The sequence below is a fragment of the Exiguobacterium sp. s40 genome (assembly GCF_018617905.1).
Classification (GTDB): Bacteria; Bacillota; Bacilli; order Exiguobacteriales; family Exiguobacteriaceae; genus Exiguobacterium; species Exiguobacterium mexicanum_A.
This window is the reverse complement of the sequence record NZ_JACSLC010000014.1, coordinates 1-16240: the sequence shown is the minus strand read 5'-3', so window position 1 is coordinate 16240 and position 16240 is coordinate 1. Positions and strand designations below refer to the sequence as shown.

Genomic DNA, 16240 nt, shown 5'->3' with positions numbered 1-16240 from the left:
AGCGCGGTATAATAGACATAAGGAGCTGATTCAAATGAACGTACAAATTACAGAACGCGCCCAAGAGCGGATTGACGCTTTAAAAGGCGACCGTAAAGGACAGATGCATTTGTTTTATGAGACGGAAGGTTGCGGCTGCGGCAATAGCGGCATCTTCGAGATTCGCTACGTGACCGAAACGACACCGGAAGACGTCGAGATTGATTCGAACATCGGCCCGATCCTCATCAAGAACTGGACGAAAGTGTTTCTCGACGATGACATGATCATCGACTATCGCGAAGATAAACGATCGCTCGTCTTGAAGAGCAACGGCCAAGTGTTCAACTCGAACTTGCTCGTGACCGACGGGACCGGTTGCCAGTTGAACGTCCCGAGCCGATGAAACAGGCGTTACGAGACCATCCGAGCCTTTGGCTTTGGTTTCTCCTCAGCTTCGGGCTCGGCTTGTTCGGCATCTTCCTCGCTTTCACCGACTCCGTCTATACGATGACGGCCGTGATCGCCTCGCTGTTCGCTTTCGGGTTCGCCCTGCAGCGGACGGCGAAGAAGATGGACAAACAGACCGATTAAAAAAGGAGGTTCGCCGCGGCGAACCTCCTTTCGTTTCCTTATTTCTTCTCTTTCACCGCAGTGCGAATCGACAACTCTTGGAGTTGCGCGTCCGCGACCGGGCTTGGTGCTTGTGTGAGCAAGTCGCTCGCCGACGCCGTTTTCGGGAAGGCGATCGTGTCACGAAGGTTCGAGCGACCCGCGAGGATCATGACGAGACGGTCGAGACCGAGGGCGATACCCGCGTGTGGCGGTGTACCGTATTCGAACGCTTCGAGCAAGAACCCGAACTGATCGACCGCTTCTTGTTCTGTGAAGCCGAGCAATTTGAACATCCGCTCTTGAATGTCGCGCTCATAAATCCGTTGCGAGCCGCCGCCGAGCTCATACCCGTTCAAGACGAGGTCATAGGCAAGGGCGCGTACGCTCGCTGGGTCCGTCTCAAGAAGATGGAGGTCTTCACGGTTAGGCATCGTGAACGGGTGGTGGTTGGCGTAGAAACGGCCGTCTTCTTCTTCGAACGTGACGAGCGGGAAGTCCGTCACCCAAAGGAAGTTGAACTTCGACTCGTCGATGAGACCGAGCTCATGACCGAGTTTGACGCGAAGTGCGCCGAGGCTGTCGGCGACGACAGTCGGTTTTGACGCCACGAAGAGGAGCAGGTCGCCCGCTTCCGCGTTCGTCGCTTCCATCAACTTCTGGGCGTACGTCTCATCAAAGAACTTGGCGATCGGTCCGTTCAAGCCTTCCGGCGTCACTTTGAGCCAAGCGAGGCCTTTGGCACCGTAGACGGCTGTGAACTCTTGAAGCTTGTCGATGTCTTTACGCGAGAACTTGTCCGCCTCGCCTTTGACGTTGATCGCTTTCACTTGTCCGTTTGACTCGAGGGCCATATCGAATACTTTGAAGCCGGCACCTGTGACCGCGTCGGCGACGTCGATGAGTTCGAGACCGAAACGAGTATCCGGTTTGTCTGAACCGAAACGGCGCATCGCTTCTTCGTATGTCATCCGCTCGAACTTGGCCGGCGTATCGGTGCGACCGAGCGTCGCTTCCATGACTTGCCCCATCATCGATTCCATCATCGCCATCAAGTCTTCGACGTCCGTGAAGCTCGTCTCGATGTCGACTTGCGTGAATTCCGGTTGACGGTCGGCCCGAAGGTCTTCGTCACGGAAGCAACGTGCGATTTGGAAGTAACGGTCGAACCCGGCCACCATGAGGAGCTGTTTGAACAACTGTGGTGATTGCGGGAGCGCGTAGAACTCGCCGCCGTGGACACGGCTCGGGACGAGATAGTCACGCGCGCCTTCTGGTGTCGATTTCGTCAAAATCGGCGTCTCGACTTCGAGGAACTCTTCTTCCGTCAAGAAGTTACGAATCGTGTTCGACGCTTTCGAACGAAGACGGAACGTCTCTTGGAGCGCCGGACGACGGAGGTCAAGGTAACGGTATTTGAGACGGAGGTCTTCCGAGACGTTCTCGGCCTCGTCACCGATTGGAATCGGCGTCATCTTCGCCGCGTTCAAGATGTTAATCTCTGAAGCGATGACTTCGACGTTCCCGGTCGGCATGTTCGGGTTCTTGTTCTCACGTTCGAGGACTGTCCCTTTGATATCGAGCACGTATTCGCTGCGAATCGATTCGGCGAGCTGGTGCACCGCTTCGTTTTCCGGGCGAACGACGACTTGGACGATGCCTGTGCGGTCACGAAGGTCGATGAAAATGAGTCCTCCAAGGTCACGACGTTTTTGTACCCATCCTTTAAGTTGTACCTCTTGGCCGATGAGTGACTCTGTCACGCGGCCGTTCATATGTGTGCGTCCGATCATTGTCCTGCTCCTTCCGATAGTTCACGAATTTTGTCTGCGACGGCCGAGAGCGGCACGTCGACTTGTTCCCCGGTCGCCATGACCTTGAGGGAAGCTGAGCCGCGTTCGACTTCATCGTCTCCGAGGATGACGGTGAACTTCGCGTTCAAGCGGTCGGCTTGTTTGAATTGGCCTTTGAACTTGCGGCCGAGGTAATCGCGGTCCGCCTTGAAGCCTTCGCTGCGAAGCAGTTGCAACAGGCGTGTCGCCGTCATTTCGACTTCCGTGCCGCCTTGGGCGACGACGAAGACGTCAAGTCCCGTCTCGAGTTCAGGAAGTACTCCTTCGTTCTCAAGAGCGAGGATGAGTCGCTCGAGCCCGATCCCGAAGCCGATGCCCGGCATGTCCGGTCCGCCGATGTCTTGGACGAGACCGTTATAGCGTCCACCGCCGCAAAGCGTCGTGATGGCGCCGAAGCCTTCTGCTTCTGACATGATCTCGAACGCCGTGTGCGTGTAGTAGTCGAGACCACGGACGAGCGTCGGGTCGACCTCGTAGGCGACACCGAGCGCGTCCAAGTGCGCGAGGACTTTCTCGAAGTACGTCTTCGACTCTTCGTTCAAGAAGTCGAGAATCGATGGTGCCGATTTCATCGACGGGTGGTCGCGGTCGACTTTACAGTCGAGGACGCGAAGCGGGTTCTGGTGAAGCCGCGTCTGGCAATCTTGGCATAACTCATCTTGGACCGGCTCGAAGTGACGGATGAGCGCTTCGCGGTGAGCGTTGCGGCTCTCGGCGTCACCGAGCGAGTTGACGACGACTTTGATTTTTTTAAGCCCGAACGATTTGTAAATCGTGTAGGCGAGGCTGATGACCTCGGCGTCAACGGCTGGGTCGCTACTGCCGATCGCCTCGACACCGTATTGGTGCAGTTGGCGGAACCGTCCCTTTTGTGGACGTTCGTAGCGGAACATCGGTCCCATGTAGTACAGTTTCGTCGGCTGGTCAGGGCTACCGAACAGCTTGTTCGTGACGAAGGCGCGGACGACCGAGGCCGTGCCTTCCGGACGGAGCGTATACTCGTCCTTGCCTTTCTTGACGAGTGTAAACATCTCTTTTTGGACGATGTCTGTCGTCTCGCCGACGCTTCTTGTGAACAGGTCGGTCGTTTCAAAAATCGGGGTACGAATCTCTTTATAGTTGTAACGGGCGCTGATGTCGCGTAGTTTCTCTTCGACATACTGCCACGTCTCGACCGTGCCCGGAAGCAGGTCTTGTGTGCCGCGTGGTGCTTTCATCCAATTTCCCTCCTTAGAATACAAAAAGGCCCTCGTCCGCAAAGGGACGAGAGCCTGTTAAAGTTTCCCGTGGTACCACCCTCGTTGCAGAGCCAATGCTTGAAACTCTGCCACTCGAAATCGGTTAACGCCCGATGAAACGGCTCCCCCTACTAAGCGTTCAAGGAAGCACCTCCAAAGTGTCGTTCGGGTCATCATCCAGTCGATGCTTTCAGCCTAGGCATCGCTCTCTTTGCTGGTGGGGTGACCGTACTCTTCTTTATCGCAGGTGTTAGGTTATATGGTTCATGATGCCGAATCGTGCCCTCTTCTGTCAAGCGTTTTTTTCGAGCATGAGCGTGACCGGTCCGTCATTGACGAGCGCGACATCCATCATCGCCCCGAACTGCCCGGTCTCGACGACGAGCCCGTGCGTCCGCAAACGCTCGTTGAACTTCTCGTAAAGACGTTCGGCGATATCCGGCTTCGCTGCTTGCGTGAACGCGGGACGACGGCCTTTCTGCGTGTCGCCGTACAGCGTGAACTGTGATACGGACAATACTTTCCCATCGACGTCTTGAATCGATAGGTTCATCTTCTCGTCCGCGTCCTCAAAGACACGAAGTCCGGCCACCTTGTCGGCGAGCCAGTTTACTTCCGTCTCGGTGTCCTCGTGGGTCACCCCGACGAGGAGCAGATAGCCGGCCTCGATTTGGCCGACCGTCTCCGCGTCGACGGTGACCGAGGCTTGTTTCACTCGTTGCAACAATACACGCACTGAAATCTTCCTTTCGTTACGTCATCATGACTCGGCTGACCGAGTACACGTCCGAGATTTGCTTAATCCGGTCGACGACTTTTTGCAGATGGTTCACGTTCGGAATCGAGATTGTCATCGAGATGCGGGCCTGTTTGTTCTGGTCCCCGCGCCCGCTCACCGCCACGATGTTCGTGTTCGTCGCCGAGACGGCTTGAAGCACGTCGTTCAAGAGCCCTGAACGGTCGTAGCCTGTGATCTCGATGTCAACGTTATAGTTCTTCTCTTTTGCTTGCCCGGCTTCCCACTCGACCGTGAGGAGCCGCTCCGGATGCTGCTCATTGATGATGTTCAAGCAGTCTTTCCGGTGAATCGACACGCCGCGTCCGCGCGTGATATACCCGACGATTTCGTCGCCCGGTACCGGGTTACAGCATCGGCTCATGCGGATGAGCATATTGTCGATCCCTTTCACCGAGACGCCGGCCTCGGTCGTCTTCTTCTTCGGTGACTGACTGACTTTCAATTCGTTGATCGCGTCCGACAGTTCAAGTTTCGGTTCTTTCCGCTGCTTCTCCGTCAACTTGTGGGCGACTTGCGCCGCCGTGATGCCATGATACCCGACCGCGGCGTACATCTCTTCTTCGTTCCCGAAGTTGAACTTCTCGACGACGACGGCAAGCGACTGGTCATCGATCACTTCTTTCGGTTCGAAACCGAGCTTCTTGATTTCGACGTCGACGAGCTCTTTGCCTTTCTCGACGTTCTCTTCACGCTGTTGGCGCTTGAACCATTGGCGAATCTTGTTCTTCGCTTGGCTCGAGACGGCTAGTTTGAGCCAGTCCTTGCTCGGCCCGTAGCTGTGTTTCGACGTGATGATCTCGATGATGTCACCCGTCTCGAGTTTATGGTCGAGCGGCACCATCCGTCCGTTCACTTTCGCGCCCGTCATCCGGTGACCAATCTCGGTATGGATGCGGTACGCGTAATCGATCGGGACCGAGCCTTTCGGCAACTCGAAGACGTCGCCTTTCGGTGTGAAGACGTAGAGCATGTCGCTGAAGAAATCGACTTTGAGCGATTCCATGAACTCTTCAGCGTCGGTCGTATCTTTTTGAAGCTCTAAAATCTCGCGAAGATGGGCGATCTTTTCATCGAACCCGTTCGTCGCGACGTTCTTTCCTTCTTTATAGGCCCAGTGCGCGGCAATCCCGAATTCGGCGATGAAGTGCATGTCCTTCGTCCGGATTTGCACTTCGAGCGGCTCACCCTTCGGTCCAATCACCGTCGTGTGGAGCGACTGATACATGTTCGGTTTCGGCATGGCGATGTAGTCTTTGAACCGGCCTGGCATCGGCTTGTACTGCGTGTGGATGATGCCGAGGACGGCGTAACAGTCGCGAATCGAATCGACGATGATGCGGACGGCCATCAAGTCATAAATTTCATTGAACTCTTTTTTATGCTTCACCATCTTGTTGTAAATCGAGTAGATATGCTTCGGACGGCCGTTGACATCGGCCTCGATACTCACGTCCTCGAGAACGGTTTTCACTTCCGTGATGACCGATGTGACGAGCGCTTCGCGTTCAGTGCGCTTCTGTTTCATCATCGAGACGATCTTATAGTATTGCTGCGGGTTGATATAACGTAACGAGATATCCTCGAGCTCCCATTTAATCGTCGAGATCCCCATCCGGTGGGCGAGCGGGGCAAAGATTTCGAGCGTCTCTTCCGCCTTTTGAACTTGTTTTTCTTTCGGCATATGTTGAAGCGTCCGCATGTTGTGCAGACGATCGGCAAGCTTGATCAAGATGACGCGCACATCTTCTGCCATCGCGATAATCATTTTACGGTGATTCTCAGCGAGTTCTTCTTTTTTCGATTTATATTTGATTTTACCAAGCTTCGTCACTCCATCGACGAGCATGGCCACATCGACACCGAACTCATCGGCGAGTTCTTTGAGCGTGACGTCCGTATCCTCGACGACGTCGTGCAAGAGCGCCCCGATGATGGTCGTCGCGTCTAACCCGATATCAACGAGAATACCGGCCACTTGGACCGGATGCAGAATGTAGGGTTCGCCTGAACGTCGGAACTGACCGGTATGATGCAGTTTGGCGTATTCGTAAGCGCGTCTTACTTCGGCAATCTCGTCTTCACCCATATACTCCCCGAGCGCGTCGAGAAGGTCCTCAATACTTACGATTTGTTTTTTGGTCATAACATTCGACACCCTTTTTCTTACCGCTCCAATCGACTCGGACAAGTCGCAGCATGGTAGTAGTTAACGTACGTGGTTGTTCTAATTTTACTTACTATTATCGAAAAAATCTGACGACCTGTCAAAGGTTGTGGGTTGTTTTACTTAAAAAACTATTTAAAAAAGGGAAGCCATCGCTTCCCTTTGATTAATCTTCGTAACGGATGAGTGAGAACACGTCGTATCCTTCGAGACGCTCACGTCCACCAAGTCCATCAAGCTCGATTAAGAATCCGATCCCAGCGACGACGCCGCCGAGCTGTTCAATCATTTTGATTGTCGCTTCGATCGTTCCGCCTGTTGCGAGCAAGTCATCTAAGATGACGACTTGTTGGCCCGGTTTGATCGAGTCTTTGTGCATCGTCAAAATGTCTGTGCCGTATTCGAGTCCGTAAGAGACGCGAACCGTCTCACGTGGCAACTTGCCTTCTTTACGGACCGGGACGAACCCGAGCTCAAGTGCGTACGCTGCCGGGCAACCGACGACGAAACCGCGTGCCTCAGGGCCGGCGATGAGTTCAGCACCGCGCTCCTGTGCGTAAGCGATGAGCTCGTCGACCGCTTTTTTATAGGCCGGGCCGTCTTGCATGAGTGACGTGATGTCCTTGAAGCTGATCCCTTCTTTCGGGTAATCCGCTACTTCTTTAATATGCTGTTTGAAATCCATTTTATGTGTAAGCCTCCTGCATCTTGTTCGATCGCAATGATTGTAACCGCTCTTTCAGTTCTGCCAACGACGCATAGATGAAACGCTCCTCGAGTTGGACTCGTCCGACCCGGCGCTTATAACATGGCGCTTCGGTCAAATCACGTTTCGGCGCTTCTGGATTCACTCCAGGCAGTCCGTCTTCCATTGTAACAAGAAATTCGAGTTCAGAGAATACTTGATGCATAAATTGAATCGTATTTTTTGACCATTTTCGCTCGATTGACAAACGAATCAAGTTTTCGCGCAGGTTTTTCCGTTCGCACGTCGCCATATGGACGTAATATGTTCGGAAATCTTCTCGCGTCGGCAACTTCTCAAAAAATGAGCCGCCTTGTCCGAACGCACAGTACACGCGCTCGACGTCTTCGGTCAACATGTCCGCGAGCACATCTTCCTCGTCCGGCAAATCGAGCAGGACGACGAACGGTTTGAGCGGCGTGCTGAGATCGTGGAGCGGGAAGTCGTCCCGGCCTTGGAATGATACGAACGACGTCGTCTCGCCCGGAAGCTGTTTCAATTCGTCGAGCGAGTTTTTCTTGCCTCGGTAGTCGAACACTTGGAAACCGTCGACACGGATGTCTTGAATCATGAGCTGCGGCTTGCGCATCCCGTTCCATTCATTGACCTGCAGACTGCCCATGACCGAAACGTGGGCCATCTTCGAAATTTCGGAGACGACGTGACCGAAGCCGAAGCCAATCCCGTCGAGCTCTCGTTTGTCCCCTGCGAGCTGGACTTTCAAATGGGTATTGTCGCGCCCGATTTGACGAATGTCACGCAGGCGCGCATCCGCTACGACGACGCGCGGTGATGGATTGCCCATCCCGAACGGGGCGAGCTTGCCGATCTCTGCAATCAAATCGAGCGACACGTCGTTCACGTCAAGTTTCAAGTCGACGTTCACGCGGGCGACGAACGTCTCATCCGGAATCGATTCGGCTTGTTCGTTCAGACGCCGGCGCAGTTCGGCCACGTTCTCCGATAACAAGGTCATCCCGGCTGCGGCCGGGTGTCCGCCGAAGTGCGGCAAGATGTCTTCATTTTTCGACAGTTCTTTGAACAAGTCGAAACCGTCGATCGAACGGCCCGACCCCTTCGCCTTCCCTGTTTTCGGGTCGTGGCACAACAGGATGACCGGACGATAGTACGCCTCGACGAGTCGTGAGGCGACAATCCCGACGACACCCGGATTCCATCGTTCGCTGGCGACGACGAGGACGCGGTCGTCCGTCATCGAGGCCTCGACGAGTTCAGTCGCTTCTTTGGCGATCGTCTTGACGATGTCTTGACGTTCTTTGTTCTGTTTGTCGAGCTTTTGAGCCAGTTCGAGTGCTTCCTCGACGCTCTCGGCGAGCAACATTTGGAGCGCCGGCATCGCCGAGTCAAGACGACCGGCGGCGTTGATGCGCGGTCCAAACGCAAAACCGACCGACTCTTCGTTCAATGTCCCGTCCGTCAACGCGCACACTTCGCGGAGCGCGAGAATGCCTGGACGTTTTGAGTCATCGAGCGCTTTCAGACCAAGCTTCGCGAGCAAACGGTTCTCCCCGTCGAGCGGGACGAGGTCGGCAATCGTGCCGAGCACGGCCAAGTCGAGCAACTCTTCCGGCATCCGTCCGAGCACGGCATGAGCCACTTTGAGTGCGACGCCCGCCCCAGCGAGTTTGTCATACGGATACGACGGGTCGATATGAGGATGGATGATAGCGAATGCATCCGGTAACGTCTCTTTCGGTTCGTGGTGATCGGTGATGATCAAATCGACACCGAGCTCTTTCAAGAGCGCCGCTTCTTCAATCCCCGAGATCCCACAGTCGACCGTGATGATGAGGGTGAACCCTTCACCGGCGGCCCAGCTGAACGCCTCTTTGTTCGGCCCATATCCTTCGGTGAACCGGTTCGGGATATAGCATTCCGCCATGACACCGATCTCCGTCAAGGCGTGCCACATGACGGCCGAGGCGCTGACACCATCGACGTCATAGTCACCATAAATCAATACCATTTCGCCTTCGTCGGCCGCTCGTTTCAAACGTTCGACGACTTTTGGCATCTGTTCAAATAAAAACGGATCGTGGAACGTCAATTCATCCTCGACGTATAAAAACGCCTTGGCCGCCTCGACGTCGCGGTGCCCCCGTTGCATGAGGAGCGTCGCAAGTTGCTCCGATATATTCAATTCTGTCTGTAACAGTTCAACAGCCGTTGTATCCGTCTCCGGATACACCCAACGTTTCTTCGCATGATACATAATGCCTCACTCCAATCAATTGTTGATTATATCAGAACGAGCGAGTGAAGTGCCGTCTTGACATTCAAAAAAGGTCCCCCGAACGATGCGGGAGACCTGCTGTTACGCCTCTGGGGCGGTTTCTTTCTTTTTGTTGAGCGACATGCCTTTGAGGAGCATCCACAAGTACGAGGCGATGAAAATCGATGAGTACATCCCCATGACGAGACCGATGAGCAACGCGATTGAGAAACCACGGATTGACTCGGCACCAAAGATGTACAAGGCGATGACGGTGAACAATACAGTGACGACCGTATTGATCGAGCGGACGATCGTCTCTTGAATCGCTTTGTTCACGAGCATACGGTACTCGTCCATCGTCTTGATTTTCCGTTCTTTCTCATACGCTTGAATGTTCTCGCGCACCCGGTCGAACGTAACGATTGTATCGTTGACCGAATAACCGATGATCGTCAAGATAGCGGCGACGAAGTACAAGTTGACCTCGATGCCAAAAATCGAGAACGCCACAAGCATGAAGAACGCATCGTGGAGCATGGCGACGACGGTGGCGACACCGTAAGAGAATTGGAAGCGGAACGTGATATACAAGATAATCCCGAGCGATGCGAGCGAGACGGCATAAATCGCATTACGGGCGATGTCTCGGCCAACCTCGGCTGAGACGGTGCTGATGTTCGGGTCGTTCCCGAACGTCTCCGTGAACACAGTCTTCACCGAAGCGACTTCATCTTGAGTGAGCTGCCCGACGAACGTCACGTTCGCGAGCGTCCCGCCTTCTGCATATTGGACAGAAGAGATGTCTTCATCCACGCCTGCCTCGGTGAAGGCGGCCGCTAAATCGTCTTGCGACACTTGCGACTCAGTTTGGACTTCGACCCGCGTTCCAGACGCGAAGTCGATTCCGAGGTTCAAGCCGCGGAAGAACAAGATCCCGAGCCCGATGATGACGACGGCACATGAGATGAGGAACAACGTGCGCATCGGTTTAATATAGTTTAATTCAGTGAGCTTAAAGTTCACGGATTTCACTCTCCTTCACACCAAACCAGCCTTTGCGCTTGTCGAAGAGACGACTTGCGACGAGGAGGTGCATCAAATAGCGCGAGATGAAGACGTTCGAGACGAACGTCATCGCGATCGAGATCATGAGCATGAGCGCGAACCCTTTGACGGAACTCGTTCCGAAATAGAACAAGACCGCTGCCGAGATGAGCGTCGTCAAGTTGGCATCGATGATCGTACTGAGCGAGCGACGGTTACCGGCACGGAACGCCGATAGGACCGACTTCCCTGAGCGGAGTTCGTCTTTAATTCGCTCGGCCGTGATGATGTTGGCATCGACTGCCATACCGATACCGAGGACGAGACCGGCAATCCCCGGGAGCGTCAAGACGGCGTTAATTCCGTTAAAGAACAACATAATCAAATTGATATACAAAATGAGTGTGATGATCGAGACGAGACCGGGTAAACGATAGAAGAACAACATGAACAAGAAGATAGCGACGACACCGATGACCGAAGCGAACACGGTCTTCTCAAGTGCATCTTGACCGAATTGGGCCGAGACCGACGTCGAGTAAATCTCTTCAAGTTTGACCGGGAGTGCCCCGGCGTTCAAGATGTCAGCGAGACGTTGACCACTCTCGGCGTCGATATCTCCACCGGAGATGATGGCTTTATCCGAAAGAATCGGTCCGTTGACCGAAGCGTCCGAGACGATTTTCGAGTTCTCTTTTTGAATCTCTTCGGCGTACGTGTCGCCTTCTTCATAATCAAGCCAGATGACGAGCCGGTTTTCCGGTGCCGGACGCTGGGCGATCTCAGACGTCACTTCACCGAACTGTTCTGCCGATTGGAGCGTCAATTCAACGACCGGGTTGCCTTGCTGATCGTAGCTGATTGAGGCACCGCGCGGCGCGAGATCTTTTCCGTCGAGCAGGACGTTGTCATCGATGTCGCGGAACGTAAGCTGCGCCGTCGACGACAGCACTTCTCGGGCATCGTTTTGGTTCGATACACCCGCGAGTTGGACACGAATCCGGTTATCATCCTCAATCCGAATGTCTGGTTCCGAGACACCGAGGACGTTGACACGGTTGTTGATGGCGCGAACGGTTGCATTCATCGCTGATTGATCGATGACATCGCCGTCTTCGAGCGGCTGGACTTCGTACAGCACTTCGAACCCGCCTTTAAGATCGAGGCCGAGGTTCGTGTTCTTGACGACCCATGGCGTCGACAAGGCGGCGAGCAGGATCGTTGCAATCATGATGACCGCAAAGATCGCGATATTCCCTTTTTTGTACATACGACTATTTCCTTTCTAAACACATGTTCTCGTAAAAAAACTTCTCTCGTTAACATTACAAATATTCTAAACATTTATCAATCGTTTTCCTGAAATTGTAACACCCACACGTTGATTTCCCACGCTTTTTTGCACTTGCGACTAAAAGTTGCATTAGGGCAAAACTTGAGCTATGATGTGATTATCAACTTACACACTACATGCAAAGGAGTCCTTTCTAATGGATAGTACGATACTCTATGCCTTTTTACTGACGCTGTTCGCTGGACTCGCGACGGGGATCGGAAGTATGATCGCCTTCTTCGCCAAACGGACCAACACGGCATTTTTGTCGGTATCCCTTGGCTTCTCAGGCGGGGTCATGATTTACGTATCCTTTATCGAGATTTTTCCGAAAGCGCTCGATGAACTCGTCGGGGCCCACGGAGAGCAGGCCGGCACGCTCTATACCGTCCTCGCCTTCTTCGGCGGGATGTTGTTGATCGCCTTGATCGACAAGTTCATCCCGTCTCCGGAAAACCCACACGAAGTCAAATTCGTCGAGACGATGCAAAACGACCCGTCGTCCCAGGAACTTGCGACGACGGCGACCGAACGTGTCCCATTGAACCAAGAGACGAAACAACGGCTTCATAAAATGGGTCTGTTCATGGCGCTCGCCATCACCATCCATAACTTTCCGGAAGGTTTGGCCACGTTTATCTCGGCCCTCGATGACCCAGCGGTCGGTCTCGCCATCGCAATCGCAATCGCATTACACAACATTCCGGAAGGCATCGCCGTCTCGGTTCCGATCTATTATGCGACCGGTTCTCGGAAGAAGGCGCTGAAACTGTCCTTCTTGTCCGGACTTGCCGAACCGCTCGGAGCGGTCGTTGGTTTCCTTCTTTTGATGCCATTCTTGAGTGACACGGTGTTCGGCCTCTTGTTTGCAGGCGTCGGCGGCATCATGGTGTTCATCTCGCTCGACGAGTTACTCCCAGCTGCCCGTGAATACGGACGGGCCCACCATGCCGTGTACGGCATGGTCGCCGGTATGATGGTCATGGCAGCCAGTCTGATTTTGTTAATGTAACCGAAACAGCGTCTCCTCGATTGTCGAGGAGACGCTGTTTTCATGCCTTGAATAAATGAACAAGATCTTTCAACTCGACGGACATATGGCTCATCGTCTCGGCGATGCCGTTGATTTCTTGAATGGCGGCGAGTTGTTCTTCTACGTTTGCGCCTGCTTCTTCCACGCTTCGTTGCGTCGACACGGCATTCGTCGACATATCCTCGACCGAGACCGCTACCTCGGTCGTGTTCGCGCTCACTTCTTCCGTCGCCGCCGCGATCTCACTCATTTGACGAGACGTCTCTTGAATGACAGAGACGATCTCACGGAACGCACCGGCGACTTCTCCCATTTGGGTGACGCCGCTCGTCACATGCTGGCTTGTGACGTCGAACGCCGCTTCGACTTCCGACGTGTCGCGCTGAATGTCGGCGACGACCGCTTGAATCTGTTTTGCCGACTGTTTCGACTCTTCGGCCAGTTTTCTGACCTCGGCCGCGACGACGGCAAACCCTTTGCCGTGTTCCCCGGCCCGAGCCGCTTCAATCGCCGCGTTCAAGGCGAGCAGGTTCGTCTGTTCCGTGATGGCCGTGATGGAACGAGTGATTTTCTCGATCTCGAGCGATTGATTCGATAAGCGCTCGACCATCCGTTGCGTCAAGTCGTTCGCTTGTTGAATCTCCCGCATCTGCTGCTCGGCCAACTGAATTGTCTCCAGTCCCCCACTCGCCGCTTCGAGTGTATGAATCGTCTGCTCGTTCACGCCTTGCGAGGCAGCGGCGATTTGGTTCAAGCCGACGACGGCTTGATTGACGCCGGACGTCCCTTCTTCGGCCCGTTTCGCCGACACTTGGGCGGCAAGGTTCATCTGTTCGAATAGACCGGCTACATCTTGCGTCGTCGTGGCGACATGGTCCGTACTGGCGTACAGCTCTTCCGAATAGGCCGTCACTTTATCCGAGGCCGCCCCGACTTGGCGAATCAGGCCGACGAGGTTCCGTTTCATATCGTTGAACGCCGTGACGAGGTCACCGAGCTCATCGTTTGAACCGACCTCGATATCATCTCCGGTCAAGTCTCCTTCGGCAACGACGCGCGCTTCGCTGACGAGTCGATTGATCGGCTTCAAGAACAGCTTTTGGAGGGCTACTAGTGAAAGTAGACCCACAGCGACGCCGATGATGCTGATGACAACCATCCAGATGATCGACTGCCCGGCACTCGCCTGGACCGCTTCCGACTCAGCGGCGAGCGCTTCGCCTTGATACGTGACGAGGTCGGTCACCGTCATCCGGACGCGATCCGTCGTCGGTGTCACACTCGTATTGAGCACCGTCTTGTATCCGATCTCGTCTTGCTGCTGTCGAAGGTCGATGACGCGGGCCATCTCCGTGTCGAGATGTTGATTGAATTTCTCGAGATCATCGAGCCAGGCGAGCACTTTCGGATCTTCTGTCGACTGTTGGAGCGTATCCATCAATTCGTCCCGTTTCGTCTGGGAAGCCTCAAGGCTAATCAACGTTTTCGGGTTCGAGACGAGCAGGTAGTAGTTCAAATAACGCTCGGCATCGGTCACGGTCAACGCCAAATCTTCGGCGACGAGCATATCTTGGAGCCGCTCGTTCAAGACGCGGTCATACTCTGACGTCGCGTTCTGTAATTGATACGAGCCGAGCGCACCGACGATCAGTAAAGCGATCAGTGTCGGCACGAGCGCCATCGCCATCTTACGGCGCATCGACGAGCGTCCTTTCACGCGGTCAGGGCGACGTCGTACCTTCCATTTTTTGAGTGGGCGTAGCAATCGTTTCACATCCATGTCTTCTTCTCCTTCTTTCCAAGTCTTCTCAACTTGACGATAATGCAAACGTTTTCACGATTCAATTTGATTTTTGGAAATAAGGTGGATGATTCGTCGGATTGACGAAGTTTGTCAAAAAGACGCCACTTCCGCTATGATACTAATCGTAATGATTACTATTTAAGAGGTGGAACGATGGTTTCTTCACATACACGACATACACGGATTTTGATAATCGGCGGCGGCGTCCATGGGATGACACTCGCCGTCTCCTACTTAGAACAAGGCGGGTCGCTCGAAGACCTGCTGATTATTGACGCAAACGATTGTCCGCTCGCTAATTGGAAGACGCAGACGGAACGGATTTCAATGTCGCACTTACGCTCGACGCGGGTGCATCACCTGTCTTCTAACCCGCACGCTTTGAAACAGTTCGCCGCTTGTTACGATTACGGCTCGCATCATTTCAAAGACACGTTCGGTCGTCCCTCGCTCGCCCTGTTCAACGACCATTGTGACCAAACGATTGATGATTGGCAGCTATCGTCCCACTTTATTGGAAACGAGCCTGTCGCCCGCGTGACACGTGAAGAGAATATGTACGTCATCGAGACGAACCAGCGCTGCATCACGGCTGATGTGGTCATCGTCGCGACGGGACAGTCGAACGCCGTCCACCTTCCGGACTGGGCCGAACTTCCACGTTGCCGTCACATTTTCTCCGCTGAGGAGGTCCATGAGCAAGATCATGTCACCGTCGTCGGTGGTGGAATCACAGCGCTCCATTACGCCTTGGCACGATATCAGAAAGGACATCACGTCACGCTTGTCACGAAACGACCGCTCGAGGTGAGCCAGTTCGATGCCGACCGTAGCTTTATGGGACCGAAAGGCTTACGGGCCTTCCATAAGCTTGAAGACGATTGGATCGAGAAGCGCTCCTTCGTCAAAGCCGAGCGTCGGCCCGGGACGTCCCCGAACGACCTCGTCCTCTAAGTGAAACGACTCATCCGTCAAGACGTGATCAATCACGTGATTGGTGAGGCGGTCCGGTGTGACGAACAATTGTATGTCGACGGACAGGCACTCCCATCGACCGAGATCGTCTGTTGTACGGGTATCCGTCCGCTCGATGTCACCCAGTCGTTTCTACGACCGCTTCTCGAGCAACTCGACTTGCCGCTCACCCCTTGTGGCACGCCTGTTCTCGATGAGACGCTTGCTTGGACCGACGATTTTTATATGACCGGAGCCTATGCCGACCTTATCGTCGGACCGTTCGCACGCGCCATCTATGGGGGACAAGAAGCGGCTCGGCGGATCATCCCCCAATTATTTTCCACACAAAAATACGAGGCTGGGACATAACTAGCCGGCTTTAAAGCTTTTTAATAAAAAGAGGGGTCCGGTCACCGATTTTCGGTGGCCGGACCCCTTCTTTG

General features: G+C 54.2%; 14 protein-coding genes and 1 other annotated feature. Of the genes, 5 read left to right on the top strand and 9 right to left on the bottom strand.

Features of this window, described 5'->3' with window-relative positions; genetic code table 11:
- The first annotated feature begins 34 nt into the window (after positions 1 to 34).
- Entirely contained in the window at positions 35 to 385 is a 351-nt protein-coding gene (locus tag KNP02_RS11875; protein ID WP_138859724.1) for an iron-sulfur cluster biosynthesis family protein, read from the top strand.
- The gene (locus tag KNP02_RS11870; protein ID WP_214751538.1) at positions 358 to 573 is read left to right on the top strand and encodes a hypothetical protein; all 216 of its coding nucleotides are present in this window, start codon (positions 358 to 360) and stop codon (positions 571 to 573) included. The genes KNP02_RS11875 and KNP02_RS11870 overlap by 28 nt, the downstream gene beginning before the upstream one ends.
- Before the next feature lie 38 nt (positions 574 to 611).
- Here the strand turns inward: KNP02_RS11870 and aspS are convergent, their stop codons facing one another.
- From aspS to secD, 8 genes are all read right to left on the bottom strand, one after another.
- A complete protein-coding gene (gene aspS / locus KNP02_RS11865; RefSeq protein ID WP_214709619.1) occupies positions 612 to 2384 on the bottom strand; it encodes an aspartate--tRNA ligase in 1773 nt (590 codons plus the stop codon).
- Positions 2381 to 3661, bottom strand: a complete 1281-nt coding sequence (gene hisS, locus KNP02_RS11860) for a histidine--tRNA ligase (RefSeq protein ID WP_214709621.1) — start codon at positions 3659 to 3661, stop codon at positions 2381 to 2383. Before hisS ends, aspS begins: the two co-directional genes overlap by 4 nt.
- A 39-nt stretch (positions 3662 to 3700) precedes the next feature.
- Positions 3701 to 3936, bottom strand: a binding site (T-box leader).
- Between the two features lie 38 nt (positions 3937 to 3974).
- Entirely contained in the window at positions 3975 to 4418 is a 444-nt protein-coding gene (gene dtd / locus KNP02_RS11855) for a D-aminoacyl-tRNA deacylase (RefSeq protein WP_034776885.1), read from the bottom strand.
- Positions 4419 to 4434: 16 nt separating this feature from the next.
- The gene (locus KNP02_RS11850; RefSeq protein WP_371819503.1) at positions 4435 to 6567 is read right to left on the bottom strand and encodes a RelA/SpoT family protein; all 2133 of its coding nucleotides are present in this window, start codon (positions 6565 to 6567) and stop codon (positions 4435 to 4437) included.
- 244 nt (positions 6568 to 6811) lie between these two features.
- Positions 6812 to 7330, bottom strand: coding sequence for an adenine phosphoribosyltransferase (locus tag KNP02_RS11845; protein ID WP_034776883.1), 519 nt, complete (start codon positions 7328 to 7330; stop codon positions 6812 to 6814).
- Position 7331: 1 nt separating this feature from the next.
- A complete protein-coding gene (gene recJ, locus KNP02_RS11840) occupies positions 7332 to 9623 on the bottom strand; it encodes a single-stranded-DNA-specific exonuclease RecJ (RefSeq protein WP_214709625.1) in 2292 nt (763 codons plus the stop codon).
- A 102-nt stretch (positions 9624 to 9725) separates the two neighbouring features.
- Positions 9726 to 10649: a protein translocase subunit SecF gene (gene secF, locus KNP02_RS11835; RefSeq protein ID WP_214709626.1), complete on the bottom strand. Its 924-nt coding sequence runs from the start codon at positions 10647 to 10649 to the stop codon at positions 9726 to 9728.
- Positions 10639 to 11940, bottom strand: a complete 1302-nt coding sequence (secD, locus tag KNP02_RS11830; protein ID WP_214709628.1) for a protein translocase subunit SecD — start codon at positions 11938 to 11940, stop codon at positions 10639 to 10641. Before secD ends, secF begins: the two co-directional genes overlap by 11 nt.
- Positions 11941 to 12160: 220 nt before the next feature.
- Between secD and zupT the strand changes: the two genes are divergently transcribed.
- Complete coding sequence (zupT, locus tag KNP02_RS11825; protein ID WP_034776881.1) at positions 12161 to 13015, top strand: zinc transporter ZupT; 855 nt, start codon at positions 12161 to 12163, stop codon at positions 13013 to 13015.
- A gap of 40 nt (positions 13016 to 13055) precedes the next feature.
- Here zupT and KNP02_RS11820 read toward each other — a convergent pair whose 3' ends face one another.
- A complete protein-coding gene (locus KNP02_RS11820) occupies positions 13056 to 14816 on the bottom strand; it encodes a methyl-accepting chemotaxis protein (protein WP_214709630.1) in 1761 nt (586 codons plus the stop codon).
- Positions 14817 to 14993: 177 nt separating this feature from the next.
- Between KNP02_RS11820 and KNP02_RS11815 the strand changes: the two genes are divergently transcribed.
- Positions 14994 to 15794, top strand: a complete 801-nt coding sequence (locus KNP02_RS11815; protein ID WP_251129313.1) for an NAD(P)-binding domain-containing protein — start codon at positions 14994 to 14996, stop codon at positions 15792 to 15794.
- Positions 15795 to 16166, top strand: a complete 372-nt coding sequence (locus KNP02_RS14950; RefSeq protein ID WP_251129312.1) for a hypothetical protein — start codon at positions 15795 to 15797, stop codon at positions 16164 to 16166. It abuts the gene before it with no gap.
- Positions 16167 to 16240: the final 74 nt, after the last annotated feature.

Coding starts and splice junctions, on each gene's coding strand:
- KNP02_RS11875 (WP_138859724.1), top strand. CDS start 35: ATGAACGTACAAATTACAGAACGCGCCCAAGAGCGGATTGACGCTTTA.
- zupT (WP_034776881.1), top strand. CDS start 12,161: ATGGATAGTACGATACTCTATGCCTTTTTACTGACGCTGTTCGCTGGA.
- secD (WP_214709628.1), bottom strand. CDS start 11,940: ATGTACAAAAAAGGGAATATCGCGATCTTTGCGGTCATCATGATTGCA.
- hisS (WP_214709621.1), bottom strand. CDS start 3,661: ATGAAAGCACCACGCGGCACACAAGACCTGCTTCCGGGCACGGTCGAG.
- KNP02_RS11850 (WP_371819503.1), bottom strand. CDS start 6,567: ATGGGTGAAGACGAGATTGCCGAAGTAAGACGCGCTTACGAATACGCC.
- recJ (WP_214709625.1), bottom strand. CDS start 9,623: ATGTATCATGCGAAGAAACGTTGGGTGTATCCGGAGACGGATACAACG.
- aspS (WP_214709619.1), bottom strand. CDS start 2,384: ATGATCGGACGCACACATATGAACGGCCGCGTGACAGAGTCACTCATC.
- KNP02_RS11815 (WP_251129313.1), top strand. CDS start 14,994: ATGGTTTCTTCACATACACGACATACACGGATTTTGATAATCGGCGGC.
- KNP02_RS11845 (WP_034776883.1), bottom strand. CDS start 7,330: ATGGATTTCAAACAGCATATTAAAGAAGTAGCGGATTACCCGAAAGAA.
- KNP02_RS11820 (WP_214709630.1), bottom strand. CDS start 14,816: ATGGATGTGAAACGATTGCTACGCCCACTCAAAAAATGGAAGGTACGA.